13 protein-coding genes are annotated in these 16,798 nt (G+C 33.1%); 3 read left to right on the top strand and 10 right to left on the bottom strand.

The window, feature by feature from the left end:
• Positions 1-202: 202 nt before the first annotated feature.
• Both RM519_RS11830 and RM519_RS11825 read right to left on the bottom strand, forming a co-directional pair.
• On the bottom strand, positions 203-3,511 hold the full coding sequence (locus tag RM519_RS11830) for an ABC transporter permease/M1 family aminopeptidase (RefSeq protein ID WP_311594024.1): 3,309 nt from the start codon (positions 3,509-3,511) through the stop codon (positions 203-205).
• Complete coding sequence (locus RM519_RS11825) at positions 3,511-4,392, bottom strand: ABC transporter ATP-binding protein (RefSeq protein WP_311594023.1); 882 nt, start codon at positions 4,390-4,392, stop codon at positions 3,511-3,513. Before RM519_RS11825 ends, RM519_RS11830 begins: the two co-directional genes overlap by 1 nt.
• 281 nt (positions 4,393-4,673) lie before the next feature.
• On the opposite strand from RM519_RS11825, the gene RM519_RS11820 reads away from it, so the two are divergent.
• Both RM519_RS11820 and RM519_RS11815 read left to right on the top strand, forming a co-directional pair.
• On the top strand, positions 4,674-5,864 hold the full coding sequence (locus RM519_RS11820; protein WP_311594022.1) for a sensor histidine kinase: 1,191 nt from the start codon (positions 4,674-4,676) through the stop codon (positions 5,862-5,864).
• The gene (locus RM519_RS11815; protein ID WP_311594021.1) at positions 5,861-6,556 is read left to right on the top strand and encodes a LytR/AlgR family response regulator transcription factor; all 696 of its coding nucleotides are present in this window, start codon (positions 5,861-5,863) and stop codon (positions 6,554-6,556) included. The genes RM519_RS11820 and RM519_RS11815 overlap by 4 nt, the downstream gene beginning before the upstream one ends.
• A gap of 64 nt (positions 6,557-6,620) precedes the next feature.
• Here the strand turns inward: RM519_RS11815 and RM519_RS11810 are convergent, their stop codons facing one another.
• The 8 genes from RM519_RS11810 to RM519_RS11775 form a co-directional block, all read right to left on the bottom strand.
• Complete coding sequence (locus tag RM519_RS11810; RefSeq protein WP_311594020.1) at positions 6,621-7,328, bottom strand: hypothetical protein; 708 nt, start codon at positions 7,326-7,328, stop codon at positions 6,621-6,623.
• Positions 7,329-7,339: 11 nt separating this feature from the next.
• Positions 7,340-7,984: a class I SAM-dependent methyltransferase gene (locus tag RM519_RS11805; protein WP_311594019.1), complete on the bottom strand. Its 645-nt coding sequence runs from the start codon at positions 7,982-7,984 to the stop codon at positions 7,340-7,342.
• A 33-nt stretch (positions 7,985-8,017) separates the two neighbouring features.
• Positions 8,018-8,506 (bottom strand): SRPBCC family protein, encoded by a 489-nt coding sequence (locus RM519_RS11800; protein ID WP_311594018.1) that lies wholly within the window; start codon positions 8,504-8,506, stop codon positions 8,018-8,020.
• 134 nt (positions 8,507-8,640) lie between these two features.
• Positions 8,641-9,561, bottom strand: coding sequence for a hypothetical protein (locus tag RM519_RS11795; protein ID WP_311594017.1), 921 nt, complete (start codon positions 9,559-9,561; stop codon positions 8,641-8,643).
• Positions 9,562-9,581: 20 nt separating this feature from the next.
• Positions 9,582-10,460 (bottom strand): TolB-like translocation protein, encoded by an 879-nt coding sequence (locus tag RM519_RS11790; protein WP_311594016.1) that lies wholly within the window; start codon positions 10,458-10,460, stop codon positions 9,582-9,584.
• Between the two features lie 222 nt (positions 10,461-10,682).
• A complete protein-coding gene (locus tag RM519_RS11785) occupies positions 10,683-11,858 on the bottom strand; it encodes a DmpA family aminopeptidase (RefSeq protein WP_311594015.1) in 1,176 nt (391 codons plus the stop codon).
• A gap of 90 nt (positions 11,859-11,948) precedes the next feature.
• Positions 11,949-12,308 carry a nuclear transport factor 2 family protein gene (locus RM519_RS11780; RefSeq protein ID WP_311594014.1) on the bottom strand — a complete coding sequence of 120 codons (360 nt, stop codon included), beginning with the start codon at positions 12,306-12,308 and terminating at the stop codon, positions 11,949-11,951.
• Between the two features lie 133 nt (positions 12,309-12,441).
• Complete coding sequence (locus RM519_RS11775) at positions 12,442-14,925, bottom strand: M14 metallopeptidase family protein (protein WP_311594013.1); 2,484 nt, start codon at positions 14,923-14,925, stop codon at positions 12,442-12,444.
• Between the two features lie 116 nt (positions 14,926-15,041).
• Between RM519_RS11775 and bshC the strand changes: the two genes are divergently transcribed.
• Positions 15,042-16,637, top strand: a complete 1,596-nt coding sequence (gene bshC / locus RM519_RS11770) for a bacillithiol biosynthesis cysteine-adding enzyme BshC (RefSeq protein WP_311594012.1) — start codon at positions 15,042-15,044, stop codon at positions 16,635-16,637.
• Positions 16,638-16,798: the final 161 nt, after the last annotated feature.

Below are 16,798 nucleotides of genomic sequence, written 5' to 3'. Positions count from 1 at the left end.
AAAACTCCTTAAATAAAATCTAAATCTAATCACCGATGTGTGGAAAACCAAGATTGAATTGCTTTAAATCAATCCTGATTCGTAAATGTACTCAAGATTACGGCAAAAGTATTAGTTTTTTTACTTTTCCTTATACGTCAGTTTTTTTGTGATTATAATTAATCATTTTGCATTAAGCATTGGAGTGTAGATTTATTGCATTTTAGTTGCTGGTGATATCTATGGGGTTGGTTGATTCAAATAATTCATCTATAATATGCCGTTGTTCTTCGGTGCAAATCTCCTTGAAGTAACCCAATAAATCATTGCTTGTAGCATAGCGGTTTGTTTTTGTTTTTAATGCCCCATCCTTGGTATTCCAATCCTCTATAAATCGTTTTAAGGCAATATTTACTTGCTCTTCTCCAATTTGCTGTTGTAATTTGTACATCGCCATTGCCCCCTTGGCATAGTAAATATATTCTTGGTTGGTTACCAGTGCCAAAGTCGGTTCTTGTTTATTTTCTTTGCGTTTTCCTTCATTATAATTATCGATCTGAAGGTGTAAGAATTGTTGAACTTTATCTTCGGAATAGTGTTGTTTTAATACCATAATTGCGGCGTATTGCGAAAGCGTTTCTAAAATAAAATGCTGTCCTTGTACATTTGCCGCTTCTACTTGCATACCAAACCATTGATGTGCCAGTTCATGAGCTGTTACATAAAAAGCCATGTCTACATCAATTTCGTCATCGATATCTAATACAAAGCCAATCGCTTCTGAGAACGGAACAGTTCCTGGGTAAGATTGCGCAAATTCAGCATATCTAGGAAATTCCATTATTCGCATATGTTCGTATTGATAAGGACTGAAATTTGTACTGAAATATTCAAAAGAAGCCTTCATGGCAGTCATCATTCGATCTACGTTATAGTCGTGGCCTTTACTATAATAGACTTCAAGAGCAACTGAGTTGGCTAAAGAATCCTTTGCTTGATCCCAAACATCTTTTTTTATCTCATATGTTGCCGAAACGATTGAATAAAAGTTAATCATTTTATTTTTCATCTTATAATGAAAATAATTACGATTGTTCTTTGACCATTTTTTTAAAAGTGTTCCTGGTGCAATGGCTGTTTGATTTGCTGAAGTCCCAACAATAATTTCAAAGTTAATTCCATCAGAGTCACTTCCAGATCTTGCATTTATTAATTCTTTTGCGTTATTTATTTTCGCCTTATTATCTCTTTCTGGTAAATTGTGATGTAATCTTTCTTCGGCATCTTGAAGTTCGTATTTTTTGCTGTAACCGATAGTTGGAAAATTTTCATGATTAAAGAATGTTCCATTATTAATAATAGAAGTATTTCCATTATTAGTTTCAAACCCCTTTGTAATATAAGTTTGATTAAAATTCATTTTTACAGAATCTCCAGGAAATAAAGCATTGTTTAACTTATAGATGCTGTAGTCATAAGCTTTATACTTGTTGTATTTTGTTGCTCCTCCTTCAAAGAGTACATCTTTTAATTTAATGTCCGATTCGATCATTTTCTGGATATGCACTTCAGAAATTATGGTGTCACTCGTATTTTTTAGGATATAAAACCCTTCGACTTTATAATCTCTCGACTTCGGATATAACTCAACATTTAAATTAACGTCTACAATTTTTGGTTGTGGCAGGTACTCATACTTCTTTAACGTTTTTTCATAGGCAACCCTAAATTGAGTTTTTTCTACATTGCTCCAATACGTATTTAAGATATTAGTATTGTAAAATATAAAACTTCCTAGAAGTAAGAAAACCACAAGTATTGAGATTCCCAATGTTATAATGGGTCTACTCATTCTATTTTTACTAGCCTTCAATCTTTGGATAAGGTTTGAATCGGTGCCCCTTACAGAAATTATAGAACTCACGACTAATAAAAGAACTCCAAAGGTTAACCAATAGGATTTAATTATTAAATAAGGTGCTAGAAAATGTCCATAGCCATTCATATTAGAATAAATACTTAAAGAACTTCCACCAAAAAAATAGAGAGGGTGGTTATAACCAAGTGCACCAAGGAGAGTACTTAAGATAAAGAAAATTAATACAACAAAAATTGCTATAAATTTGCGGTTAATCAATACTTGTATAAGAAAGGCAATAAAGGTGTAAAGTATAAGAAATGGAAGAATTTCTAAAAAGAAACCATTAAAGTATACTTGAAATTCATAATTGTAATACCCATTCATGGTTTGAAATAACACCCCTGATAAGATTAATGAAAACATCAATACAATATAGATTCCAATTAGGCCAATAAATTTCCCTGATAGATGTAAAAAATTAGACATAGAGGTGGCGTCGTAAATCAAGTTTAATTTTAGACTTCTTTCTTTCCAAATGAGTTCTCCTGAATAAAAAACTAGAATAATAAGGAAAAAGTAAATAGAGGATTCTTGAAGTTCTTCTACTATAAAATAGCTAGCAGGAAAACTATCTACGCCATAAACAGTACCTAAGTTTACTGAATTGATTAAAATAATAATCATTCCACAAATTACAATGGCCCAAAAAGAAGGTTGTTTGCAAATACTAACGAAATAAAACCAAGAGAAATGCTTTAATTCATTCCATTTAGACCTTAAACCATGCGATGTTTTGAATTCAGGAATCTCGGTATTAATTTTCTCATTTGATTCCAAATCTAACGACGTTGATTTTTTCTTAAATCTACCTTTGTCGTTTATTACGCTAAAGTTAAATTTATAATAACCAAAAACTAAAATTGCAGACCCTAGTACTACCCAAAAGAGTTTATTAAAAAGCAGAACTCCACTAAAAGGTATGGCTTGAATATTTCGTTCTGCAACTGTCCAAGTATCTGTAATCAGTGTTAGCGTAGTTAAAGAAAAAGGATCTAGAATTGCTTGTGCCACAGCATTTGTAATCGCTTTTGTTAGCATAAAAACGACAAATAGAAAGATACCTTGTGTATAAACGACCACTAATTTTTTGCTTAAAGCGCCACTAACAAAAAACAAAGCAGCCCCAAAAAACAAGGCAGGTAAAATAATCGTTATGAACGGTTTTAAATAATTGTAAAAATGAAAAGGGTGGTACTCTTCGGGGCTATGCCAAGGCATAAATTCACCGATTATCATTCCAAATAATACCCCGCTAAATACAAAAAGTAAAACAGCAAAAGACCCCAAAAATCGACCTAACAGGTAATCTCTTTTTTTAATAGGATTGGTGTACATAAGAGACGCGATATTGTATTCAAAGTCTCTTAAAATGGGAACTCCCATTATCATTGAAGCAAGAATCATGAATATACCTGTAACGGCACCCATTGTTTTTGCAATTACTAAAGGAGCATTCATTTTAATTCCTCCAATATCAACTCCTTGAAAGATGAAATCAACCCCCACAATTGAAAAAAGAAAAAGGAAGATGAAGAAAATATACGTGTCTAATCGTTTTAAGCGATATTTTAATTCGAATTTAAATATTTCGTACCACATAAGTTTAAGCATTAAATGTTCTTATTATTACCAAAGAGTTGAGAAAAATAGACGTCTTCCAAATCTGCATTAATTGCACTAAAACTATTTCCTGGGTTAGAATCGCTGAGAATATGAACAATAGGTTTTCCTAAAAACAGTTTTTCGCTAATGACCTGGTAGTTTTTCTTATAACTTTCTAATTCAGATTTAAGGATGGTCTTTTGATATACCTTGCCCTCTATATTTTCAATTACTTTTAGAGGGTTTCCATTTAATAGAACTTGACCTTGATTAATAATGGCCATATTGGTGCACATTTCTTTAACATCTTCTACAATATGGGTCGAAAGAATTACAACAGTATTCTCGCCTAATTCGCTAAGTACATTATAAAAGCGATTCCTCTCTACAGGATCTAAACCTGCTGTAGGTTCATCTACTATTAATAATTTTGGATTGTTAAGCAGGGCTTGAGCAATACCAAATCTTTGTTTCATTCCGCCGGAAAAACCACTGAGGTTTTGTTTTCTAACCGCGTATAAGTTTGTTTTATGCAAAAGTGCATGCACCGTTTCTTTGCGTAAGTTTTTGTTGGTAATTCCTTTTAGAACAGCAAAATGATTTAACAAAACTTCAGCAGATATTTTAGGGTACAATCCAAATTGTTGAGGTAAATAACCCAACACTTGTCTTAATTCATTTTTTTGTTTAAAAATATCAATACCCCCAAGTGTAGCGCTACCATTGTCTGCTTCTTGTAAGGTTGCTAGAGTTCGCATCAAGGTAGATTTTCCTGCACCGTTTGGTCCTAATAAACCAAACATTCCATTTGGTATTTCTAAAGAAATATTCTGCAAGGCCTTTACACCATTGGAATACGTTTTTGATAGGTTGTTAATTTTGAGTTCCATAGAAGTCGTTTTTAATTATTAGAGTTTTTATTTGAATCGTCTCTTAGCGTTCCATTTAAAACCAACTGTATTTTGATTCTTGTTTGTTTTTGTAGTGTTTAATCTGATCATAATTTTTGATTTTTTTTGGCAAACGTATTTCTATACAACTGTTGAGTAAAATAAATGTGATAAACATATCTTATAATGAGATACAAATACGCTTTGCGTGTTTAAAGTCATTTTATCCCTGATTTTTGATGTTCTAGCCATAGAAATGATGAGTCTATCAACTTCTTTGGATGGGTCGTATTATTAGATTAGATTTGATCATGGATTTATTTTTTACAAAATTTAAACGGCTTTTTATAACCCTTGGATTGAGTGTGCTGTGTTGGATTAGTGGAGAGGTTTTATCGCACTATGAATTAGAGCAAACAGGAGTGTTATTTATTTTAACCTCTATGGGTCTACTTGTATACCTATTACTTTTTTGGTTATTTAATAGAAAAATTCACCAGCCCTTTTCTATAGCAATACTACCATATGAACTTAGAGTAATACCTGTTTTATTTGCAGGCATTTGTTTAATGGGTATTATAGAATCCGATCCAAATCAACCAGATTTCGCTGCTGTTTTTATACTGCTTTTTATTTATACAATACTATTTGTTGCAGTTCTAATCACAAATTATTTTCGCCAAATTAAAGGGAATAAACGGTTGTCTAAATCGTTCATAAATAAGTTGATGTTTTGGTCGTTTGCCATAGGCATTGGAAGGATAATTATCTTAGTTGAAGAGTATGGAGATAGCGATGCATTGATTATTATTGCCTTCTTTTACTTTCCTTTATTGATTATTTTAACTGCGCGTTGGATTTTTAAACAGACAAGAGCCATACTTGCTTTAAAAAATGAAAAAGCAAAGACAGAATTACTGCATTTAAAAAGTCAGGTAAATCCTCATTTTTTCTTCAATATGTTAAACAATTTGTACGGTTTAGTAGAGGTAGATTCTAAAAAGGCACAAGAGTTGATTTTGAAACTTTCTGATATGATGCGATACAGTATTTATGAAGGTGAAAAAGAGACTGTTACTCTTAAAGAGGAGGTTGATTATTTAAAGAATTATATTGAACTCCATAAAATGCGATATCATAAAAACATCGATATTTCATTTAAAGAACAATTTGATGAAGACTGCAGAGTAATGCCACTTTTGTTTATCATTTTGTTGGAGAATGCTTTTAAGCATGGAGTGGAGAATTTAAGAGAAAATGCTTTTGTTCATATAAACGTAATTACCTTTGATGATAAGATTCAATTTGACATAGAAAATAATTTCGATGCATCTGAAGTGGAGAAAAATGCGGGAATTGGGTTGAAAAATTTAAAAAGAAGATTGGAATTAGTTTATGAGAATAAATTCAAATTGTCTATATCAACAGAAGAGAATGTGTATAAAGCAACTTTAATATTAAACCAATTATGATTACTTATTTAATAATTGATGACGAACACATGGCTCATAAAATTATAAAAGGCTATTGTGATTTATTACCAAATATGCAGTTGAAAAAGAGTTGCTATGACGGTTTAGAGGCTTTTGAATATTTGAGTAAGAATGAGGTAGATTTAATTTTTTTAGATTTGAATATGCCAAAATTAAAAGGCTTCGATTTTCTAAAAACCCTAAAAAATCCACCAAAAGTAATTGTAACTACGGCGTATCAAGAATTTGCTTTGGAAGGGTATGAATTGAATATTTCTGATTATTTATTAAAACCGTTTGGGTTCGATCGTTTTTTAAAAGCAATTAATAAAACCTTCAGTGGTCCTGGTCCTGTTTCTTCAGTTTCAACGGAGAATGAAAGCGGCAGTAAACGTATTTTTTTAAGAAGTAATAAAAAATATACGCAAGTAGAAATAGACTCGATTTTATTTATTGAGGCTTCAGGAAATTATACTAAAGTAGTAACAACAAATGAAACGATTACCATTAGAGATAAAATATCGGCTGTAATTGAATTGTTGCCAAAAGATGATTTTTTACAAGTACATAGATCATTCGCAGTGGCTCCAAAGTTTATAAAAAGCATTGAAGGGAATAGGATTTTTATTGCCGATCAAATTGTTCCTGTTGGGAAACACTTTAAAACGAATGTAGATCAATTATTAAAGTAAACATCCTTCTATTGATAGTTGTACTTTGGTTGTGCTCTTTCCGAGCGATTACATTCTTGTAGGATTAATTGTTCGGTTGTTGTAAGAAGTTGCTTGCCATATTACGTACTTTTTCATTTGAGTCATTTGCCAAAAGTTGAAGCAGTTCTTCTCCATTATCAGTTGCCCAACATAATGTTTTTGCAATATTTTCTTTTAACTTGTTATTAGTGGAATCTGATATTAGTTGTTTTAATCTAGAAATAGCGTAAACACCGAGGTTAAGTTTTGTTAAAGTACACAATGCATTTACAGCATTGTTCACTGTAAATTGGTTATTGGAATGAAGCACTTTTATAAGGGTATTTATTGTCTTACGCTCTTTTATAGAATAAACATTCTCATAAAATGCTCTGGCGGCGGCACCTTCAGATTCTTCAAAATTTAAACAACGAATTAATTCGTATTCGATTTCAAGGCTCCAAAGATTATCATCTATGTTTCCTATTGCTTCAGTAACAAGTGCATTCGGTTCTTTATTAAGACGAATTAATTTTTGAAGGGTTTTAGTGTTTATAGGTACTCTTCGAAAAATACTGATCGCACATCCGCTTACTTCTTGATTGTCGTGAATTAAAAAATTCGCCAAAATAGGAAGTTCAGCTTCTAATGGTTTTAAGAATTCTTCTCCTTCAAACGTTTTTGTAGCAGTAGAGAACTCATACATGGCAGCTTGTAACTCTGTACCAGTTGCCTTTTCGATATGATTTATTGAGGGTTTAAATTCCTTCATTAATACAATAATTATCTTTTAAAAACAGAAAGATGAATTTCTTCTCCAACTTCCGTTTCATTATTTGTTGTATTTGAAATTAGTTTTAATCCATTTTGTTCAAATGAATTAATATAGTCTGCATTTATGAGCCAAGGTGGACCATTTTCATAGATTCTTTTTTGCGTTTGAACCTCTGTAATTACAATGAGTTTTCCATTTTCAGCAACAAAATCGGCTACATTTTTAATTAAAATAGCTTCGTATTTAGGAGGAAGAGCTTGAATAGTAAAAATTTCTAAAACAAAATCAAACTTGTGGCGCCATTCAGTGATTCCTTCTATTAGATCTGCTGTTATGAATTTTACCTTAGAATTTGGAAATCTTTTTTTACACAATTCAATAGCACTTTCTGAGACATCAAAAGCAGTAACATTGTAGCCTTTTGCTTCTAACTCAATGGCGTCATCTCCCAAACCACAACCTATTACCAATGCGGTCTGTTCTTTTTTTAGAGGAGAGGACTGATCAATCCAGTTTTTAAAAATTGGGTGAGGCGCCATATTCGCCCACGGAACACCACTTCCAGAATCATTTGATTCGGAATAGAGGGTCTCAAACCAATCGTTAGGGTTGTTTTCGTTAACTCCAAGTTTATCTCTCAACTCCTTATTCATAATGATTGTGTTTTTTTCATGAAAGGCGGTTTCTTATTTATAGTTTTTAAAGATGTCAGTGTAATTATCCTTATCTACAACCTGTCCAGTTTCTAAATAATACTTCAACCCAAAAAGATGTTTTTTTAGACCATTCCCTAATTGTCCTTTCATCAGGTAAATCATAAAACCAGGTGAAGTGGAAACAAAGGAATTCATAGTTACTTCGGTTTTATCTGCTCCAAGAGAAGTCAATTCATAAATGGCGGACATCTCTTTTAAAAACGGAAGATTGTGCTTGTAAGCCTCTACTTTAAAACTTTTATGTTCATCTACTTCGGTTATTGTTTCTTCTAAGAATAATTTATCGTCAAACGTAACATACCTAGTACAATTTAAGCCTCCTTTTGTAGCATTGTTTAAATATTTGGAAGTTGGCATTGTCGGGTTATGAACATGTATATCGCCATATTGATTAAATAATACCTCCCAAGTTTTTTCAATTGAAGTATTAATAATTTCCTTGAATTCTGATTTTTTCATTTTATAATTAGTTAATATTCAGTAATTTAGCGCCAGTATCATTTGGTTATAAATGTGATCATTTATAATACGTTACAATTGCACTAAGATAGTTAATTGAATGAACTTCACTTTGAGGTTGCCATAGTTGTATTTTAGGGCCTTAGATTTTCTATAACTTCTGTACTTACCCAATAAATGTTAGATTCTCCGCCTTCTTCCTCATATTTAGCAAAAAATAAATACTTACCATCTGGAGTGATACTCGGACATGTTTCAGCAAATTTAGAATTTACTTCAGGGCCAAGATTTATTGCTTTTGACCACGTTCCATCATTTTGTTTAAAATAGACATAGATATCGCTTTTTCTTTGAGCATCTTCTGTGTTTCTAGCATTTACCACAATATAGTCTTGTGATGGAGCAATAAAAGCATGAGCACCTCCGATTTCTACCTCATGTACTTCAGGAAACTTACCGTTTCTATTGGGAGCATAATATGTTTTTCGTTTCGAAACGTTGAAATAGTAGAGATCTCCATTTGTTGCTTGATTCAAGTAAAAAACGAAATCTTTGTTTATAGGAGAATCTAGTTGTGTTGCCTCGCTCCAGGAATTATCAAGACGGTTTACATACCAAGCTTTAACAGACTCTTCATGCTCAGGCAATGTAAATGGGTTATGAGCCGTAAAATAAATCTTATCACCTTTAGGACTGACAAACCCTTGCATTTCTCCTGCTTTTTTGCCTTTTGTGAAATTTGCTTTTTTTGGACTTGTCCATTTTTCGCCTTCTAGTTTTGAAAAATAGATACTTGGATCTTCATCCTTTATACTAGCCGTATAATAAATTTCATCCAATTTAGGAGAAAACGAAACGGAATGTTCAAATCTTCCATTTAATGAAACAACTCCAGGAGCAAAGATTTCAGGAGTTAATCCTGGTAGTTTTTGCCCAAAGTATGGACTTTTTACATTTAATGAATCACTATTTTTTGAGTTTTGACTTTTATTATTAGTACAAGCATTTAAAAATAGTGCGCATACAAGCAGTAAAATAAAATACGCTTTTTTCATTGTTCAATTTGTTTTGTTGATTAATTTTTTGGTCTTAGTTTCTCAATAAATTGGGCATCTACCCAAAATATATCTCCAGTGTCGCCTCCATAAGACCTATGAAAGAAAAAATACTTTCCATCTGATGATACACTTCCATAGGCATCAGCGAATTCTGAATTTATCGTATCACCTAAATTAATTGCTGAACTCCAAGAGCCATCTTTTTGTTTAAAGCTGATAAAGAGATCGGATTTTCCAGACCCAGTTTCTCTTTCACTATCCCAAATTAAATAGGAATCATCCGGTGCAATAAATGGGTGTGCTGTCCATTTACCAATGTTAATCACCGAATCCATCTTTTTTGGTGCTTGGCGTATACCATCCTTCATTGTTGATATCCAAATAGCATCACTTTTATAATTATCTAAAACATAGGTGCCATTTATAGAGGTTGAAACACGCATAATACCCAAGTCCTCATTGTCAAACATAGGACCAAGGCTTTTAACTTCAGACCATCCAGTATCCGTTCGTTCTCTATATTTCTTTCCTAAATGAAGATTCTTGCCGTTAGGAGATATAAATGGCTCTCCGGCATAAGGCGGTACAACGGACTCAACCCAACTATTGTCTTTGTATTGAATTACGACTAAAGTGTTCTTTTTATGTTTGCCACCCCTTCTACGGAAATAGAATTCTTTTAAATCGGGGGTAAAGGCGGCTTCGGCTTGCCTATGTTCGTTTTGAATAAGATCAGGAGCAAATAATTCGGGTACTAAGCCAGGAGGCTTTTGTCCAAGATATGTTTCTTCTGAAGTTGGTTTATCATTATCTTTTGTATCCTGTTTGTTGTTAGTATTGCAAGCGCTTAATACTACTGAGAAAGCAAGTAATAAAAGAAAGTTTACTTTTTTCATAAGTTCTAATGGTTTAATTTTTGGTAGCATAAATTTAAATGCATAGCTACAATTATTCACAATATATTCTTGTTAAGAAAATACTAAAACAATATTTAGTACAAAAGAAGCAATTCGAAAGAGGTATCAAATAATAGCAGGTTTAATGTGACATGTTTCTTTTTAGTGGGAGTGCAAAGTATTTAGAAACAGATAGTATAATGTGGATAATGATATACTCTATTATTCTTTAATTCGATTGTATTTTTTTAGAATCTCGACCAGTAAATCATGAGGAAGAGCATACGCTGTATTTCCATTAATACCTTCCATTGTTTCAGCAGCAACCATCGCATTAATAATTGCTTCCTCAACCGCTTGAACAGTTGCTTCAAAAACTGGCGTCAACTGGTCATTCGACATAGATTTTACAGTTGTAGTTTCATCTCGATTAAATGCATTCTCATTTGCTGTTGAGAAGGCTAAAAAAATATCTCCAGAACCGTTACTTCCTCGGCCACCAACAGTACCAATTCCTAAAGGAATTCTTTGGGCTATTCTTTTTAATTGATGTGGTAATAGAGGTGCATCTGTCGCTACTATTACTATAATTGAACCATCACCTTCTTGTCTCCTTGATTTTGGTGGGGCCTTAAATTTATAATTCAAAGTATCTTTTAATTCAACCCCAACAGGAACACCTGCGATTGATAAGTTCCTTTTCGCTCCAAAATTTGATTGGACAATAGCTCCAACTGTATATGTTGAATCCTTAATTTTAATGACTCTAGAAGAAGTTCCGGTTCCGCCTTTAAAACCCAAGCACATCATTCCGGTTCCTCCACCAACATTTCCTTCAGCAATCTTACCACTTGTTGTGTTTTCTATGGCTTCTAAAACATGCTTTTCTTTTACATGAAATCCGTAAATATCATTAAGGAATCCATCATATGTTTCTGCTACCACTGGATAGGTATACCACCAATTTTCTCCACTATACCAATCTGTATCAACATACCATTTAAGAACAGCTTGTCTTACCTCGCCAACACTGTTTGTATTTGTAATCATTATTGGCGTTTCTAAAAAACCTGATTCGGTAACCCAAGTTGTACCGGTCATTTCTCCGTTACCATTGAGGCTATACCAATTTGCATAAACTGGACTAAATTTTTTAGCCTTTCCTCTAGGAAATATCGCTGTAACTCCTGTTCTCACAGGTCCATTTCCTACAATGTTTTCTCCTTCACCTTCAATAATGGTGCTATAGCCAACTTCAACACCTTTAACATCGGTGATGGCATTAAATGTTCCAGTAACTCCAACAAAGGGAACTCCTAAATCTCTTGCTCTTGGTTTTTGCGCATAAGATTGGGAACTAATAAGAACTAATAGAAAAACGATGCATATTCTTTTCATAATGATTTGTTTTAAGATGTAGAACGGTTTTGGTTTGTTAAGGGAAATCCGACTCAATAAATTATAACCAATGTTGTGCTTACATCCTTTTTATTCTTTTGGGATTGGTAATTTATGTTGTCTTAAAAAAGATAATTTGTCCCAATAGCCTCTCTGAAATTTGATTTTACCGTCTTCAAATTGAAAGAATCCACAACCGCGCAGTCCTAAGGGATCCTTCCATTCCAAAATTCCCCAATCATTATCCTCAAAAATGTTCTCAATGATACAATTCATATCGGCTTGATTAAATTCATTCTCAAACATTTCTCGGATTGCAATTTTTCCAATAACAGGCTCATTTGTCACTTGATGATTAATTGCTTCATCGTGATAAAAATTAGAAATCTTTTCTGCGTTTCCCTCATTAAAAGTTTTTACCCATTTTTCTATTAATTCTTTTGGCCTCATTTTATCAGTTTTTGTTTTAATCGGTATGAAGTGTAGCGTATAAATAAACACACCAGTGTGTTTATTTATAGTATATAGTTACATTATGGTGTGTTTAGCCACTAAAAAAGGCGGTTAAACACACCTTTTCTTATTACTCGGTTAATTCATTACTATTTAGCATAAACACAGCATTGGCCATAAACAGTTTACCATTTTCCCAAAAGGCTCTAAACAATGGGTTTTCTACCATATACACTACTTTACCGCTTCCCATAGATTGTACACCGTATAATAAGGCTTCGCTTTGTGGTTTTACAGTTTTGCTACCAGTAAAACCTGCCAATGGTTTGCTGTTTTTACCTGTATAAATAACATTGCCACCACTTTTTAAATAGTCAAACGTGTTTTTACTTCGTTTTAAAGTGTAGTAGTTGTTGTCATAACCAAATGCCAATGGGTGTGTTGCGTCTACTGTATTTTTAAAGATGCTTCCGGTAATTAGGTTTTCAGCACTTTTACGTTCTAATTGATTATAAGGCGTTAAGTTGGTTTTAGTACTGTCTTTCTTCGTTTTCTTAGCCTTCAATTCAAACCCTTTTTTGCCATCAAAACTACTCAAAGCACGTTCCATAGCAATTATGGTTCCACCATTCTTTACCCAGGTTTGTACTTCTTTTAATTTACTTTCTTTAAGCATGCTGCTATACGATCCATTTGGTAAAATTAATACATCCAACTCAGATAAATCTACTCTGCTAAAATAATCGGTATCTAAAACGGTTAATGGATATTTTAAATCTTGCTCAAAGAAATACCATACTTCTCCAAAAGCAAGAGAAGATACTTTATCACCAGATAAAACTCCAACACGTTGCTTGTTTATTGGCTTTACGCTGCTAGAGCCAAAGTCGTAGCCTTTATCTACAAATCCAGTGTAACTTGCATCTAAGGTTCTTTTTTGTGTATTGGCTATTTCAATTAATTTAGTGGCATAGTCTTTATTGTTATCACTTTGTAATATCAATAAAGAACCTTGTTTATAGGTCTTTCCGTTTAAGGTAAACGGAGTCTCAGTTAAGCGTACTTTAATGTTTTTCTGTAGCAACTTTCCTAAAAAAGCAGCATCAGAAATACTGTTCCATTTAGCCATATATCCAATAGCCTTAGGATCTACAATATTAGGAGTAAACTCTTTATTGGTGTAGGCTTTAGTGCCAACCAATTTTTTAGATGCAACAGCGTCTAAACCATAAGCATAAGGTAATGCCCAAGCAGTAATATCATAGGTTAGCGAATCTGATAATTTGGTTTGTGGCTCAAATAAGGCCTTTACCATTTTACCTTTCGGCTGATTTACACTTACAACCAAATCACCTTCACTTAAACTCAAACTCTCTTGGTTTTGAGTTTTATAAGAATAGCCAGTAGCACTAGAACTGGTTGGCGTGCCATATGCTATTTCGTGTTTATCTAGTAAGGCCATTAATTTATTAGTTCTGTCCTGATTGTTATTTTTCATCACAAAACTCTGATAGGTATGTCGGTTTGTATTATTGAAATAGTTTTCGAATTCCGTAACCAATTTTTCTGCGTTTATAGATGAAATCTCTACTGTGGATAAACCAGAAACTGTATGATGTGTTAAACGGTCTTTTAAGGTCAATTCATAACCTTTGTCCGTTTGAATTCCTAAACCAGCGCTTCCGCCACCACCTTGCTCATAGGTCATGCCAATTGCTCCCATATAAGTAGGGTAGGTGTCTCCATAACTTGGATATAGCAAATCAAAACTTTCTTTGGTAAAGTATAACCAACCTTCTTTATCAAAATACTTCGCGTGGTTTTTACCAATAGTTACTTGAAACTCACGTTGCCAATCCGTAATAATTTCGTGATACGGTTCTACAGCCGGAGCAAAATAATAAGGGTTGTTATACGATTGCTCATGAAAATCTACATGAATTTGAGGCATCCATTGGCTATAAGCAACCAAACGTTGTTGCGATTCTATTTGTGTGGCCCAAGCCCAATCTCTATTTAAATCGAATAAGTAGTGATTGGCTCTACCTCCTGGCCAAGGCTCATGGTGTTCTTTTCCTAGTTTGGCTTTATTATAAGGGCTGCTTTTAACTTGATTGTACCAGTTTACATAACGATCTCTTCCATCTGGATTGATGCAAGGGTCTATAATTACAACGGTATTTTTTAACCAATCTTTTTTGTTGGTTGCCAATTCGTAAATTGTTTGCATAGAGGCCTCGGTACTGTTCGATTCGTTACCGTGTACGTTATAACTCAACCAAACAATAGCAGTTGAATTATCTGAAGAAGTTCCTTCTATAAGCCCCGTTTTTTTCAAATTATTCAGCCTAATTTCTTCTAAATTATCCATGTTTTCTTGCGATGACAAAATAGCCAAGTACAATTCGCGATGTTCATTTGTTTCGCCATATTTTTCTAACTCAACATTAGATAAAGAATTAGCCACATATTTAAAATAATCTACCACTTGATGGTGACGCGAAAAACGTGAACCTAATTCGTATCCTAAAAATTCGGAAGGCGATTGGATTTGTTGAGCATAAGTAAAAATGGTTGCAACTAGGAGTAGTAGGGATAAAAAGTAATTTTTCATGAAATAAAATTTGGAAAACCAAATATAGTTGAAAATCGTTAAAAGTTTGTTAGAAAATTTGACAGGTGCCGACCACTGTACTAATTTTAGTATTTTTATCAAAAATTAAGAACTCAGTGACCAAAGTTTCAACGATTCCATTTCAACAGACGGGTTATTTTTCCAAGACCATAGGAGATTATTTAGAACAAAAAGAAAGTATAACTCCGTTTATAGGTAGATTCCCGTCAATAGAAAATTTCAAAACTCAAATAGAAGAGAAGCAACAATCTTTTTCACAGGAAACAAGAACAGTTTTAGTGGCATCTTTAAAAAAACAATATGCAGAAGTAAAGGCTTCTAAAAAGACGTTAGATAATATTGAATTACTAGCAGCACAAAATACGTTTACGGTAACCACAGGGCATCAGTTAAATTTGTTTACCGGTCCTTTGTATTTTTTATACAAAATTGTTTCTGCCATTAATTTAGCTGAGGAGTTAAAAACGACCTATCCGAAAAACAATTTTGTTCCTGTGTATTGGATGGCGTCAGAAGATCATGATTTTGAAGAAATCCATTATTTTAATTTTAAAGGAAAGAAAGTAGCATGGCCAAGAGAGGCTAGTGGAGGTGTTGGGAGATTGGATAATAGGAATATGGAATTTGTTTTTGAAGAATTTTCTAAATTATTAGGAAACAGTACAAATGCAAAAAAGTTGAAACAATTGTTTAAAGATGCTTATTTAGAACATTCTAATTTAACGGCAGCAACACGTTATTTGGCCAATGAGTTATTTGCTGAATATGGATTGGTCATTGTTGATGGAGATGATATCGACTTAAAACGTCAGTTTTTACCATTTGTAAAAAAAGATATATATGATAATGCTGCTTTTAAAGAAGTAACCAAATGTTGCAGCAAATTAGGAAAGCATTATAAGATTCAAGTAAATCCACGTGAGATTAATTTATTTTATTTAGTGGATGGCCTTAGAGAGCGTATGTTGTTTGATGGCAAAGAATACCGGGTAAATAATTCAGATATAGCTTTTAATTTGGATGAGTTAGAATATGAATTAAAGTTACATCCAGAACGATTTAGCCCAAATGTAATCATGCGGCCATTATATCAAGAAGTGATATTGCCAAACCTATGTTATATAGGCGGAGGTGGTGAATTGGCCTATTGGTTTGAATTGAAATCATTTTTTGAAAAAATGGAAGTTCCATTTCCTATTTTACTCTTAAGAAACTCCGCTGTGTTAATAGCAGAGAAACAGGCGGAGAAAATGGAAAAGTTGAAAATTACTAAAGAAGAATTATTTCTGAAGCAGCAAGCCTTGGTAAACAAGAAAATAACAGAACACTCTGAAGTTATTATCGATTTTTCTGTTCAACGCCAACAAATTGATGGCCATTTTGAAGTGCTAGAAGGGATAGCCGAAAAAACAGACAAATCTTTTATTGGTGCCGTAAAAGCCCAAAAGCAAAAGCAGTTAAACGGATTGGATAATCTAGAAAAACGCTTGTTAAAGGCAGAACGCAGAAAATACAAGGACTTAACACTTAGAATGAAGCAATTGCAAGATGAGATTTTCCCGAAGCAAAGCCTGCAAGAGCGAAATACAAACTTTTCTGAACACTATTTAGAGTATGGAGAGGATTTAATACCTGCTATTAAACATGCCCTAAAACCGTTGGATTTAGAATTTACAATTATTGAATTGTAGTCCTCTAAGCTTATTTTTTGTGGGATATATTTTCATTTTTTTAGAATTTGAGTTTTAATTAGCGTCTGAGAATACAAAGAGTAAAACGGTCTGGATTTGAAAGTGATTAAAACGTAAAATTCAAGTAAAGGAAAATCAAGTCTTGATTTTTGTAACTTTTT

The organism is Urechidicola vernalis (assembly GCF_031846385.1).
Lineage (GTDB): Bacteria > Bacteroidota > Bacteroidia > Flavobacteriales > Flavobacteriaceae > Urechidicola > Urechidicola vernalis.
This window is presented reverse-complemented; position numbering and strand designations above follow the sequence as displayed.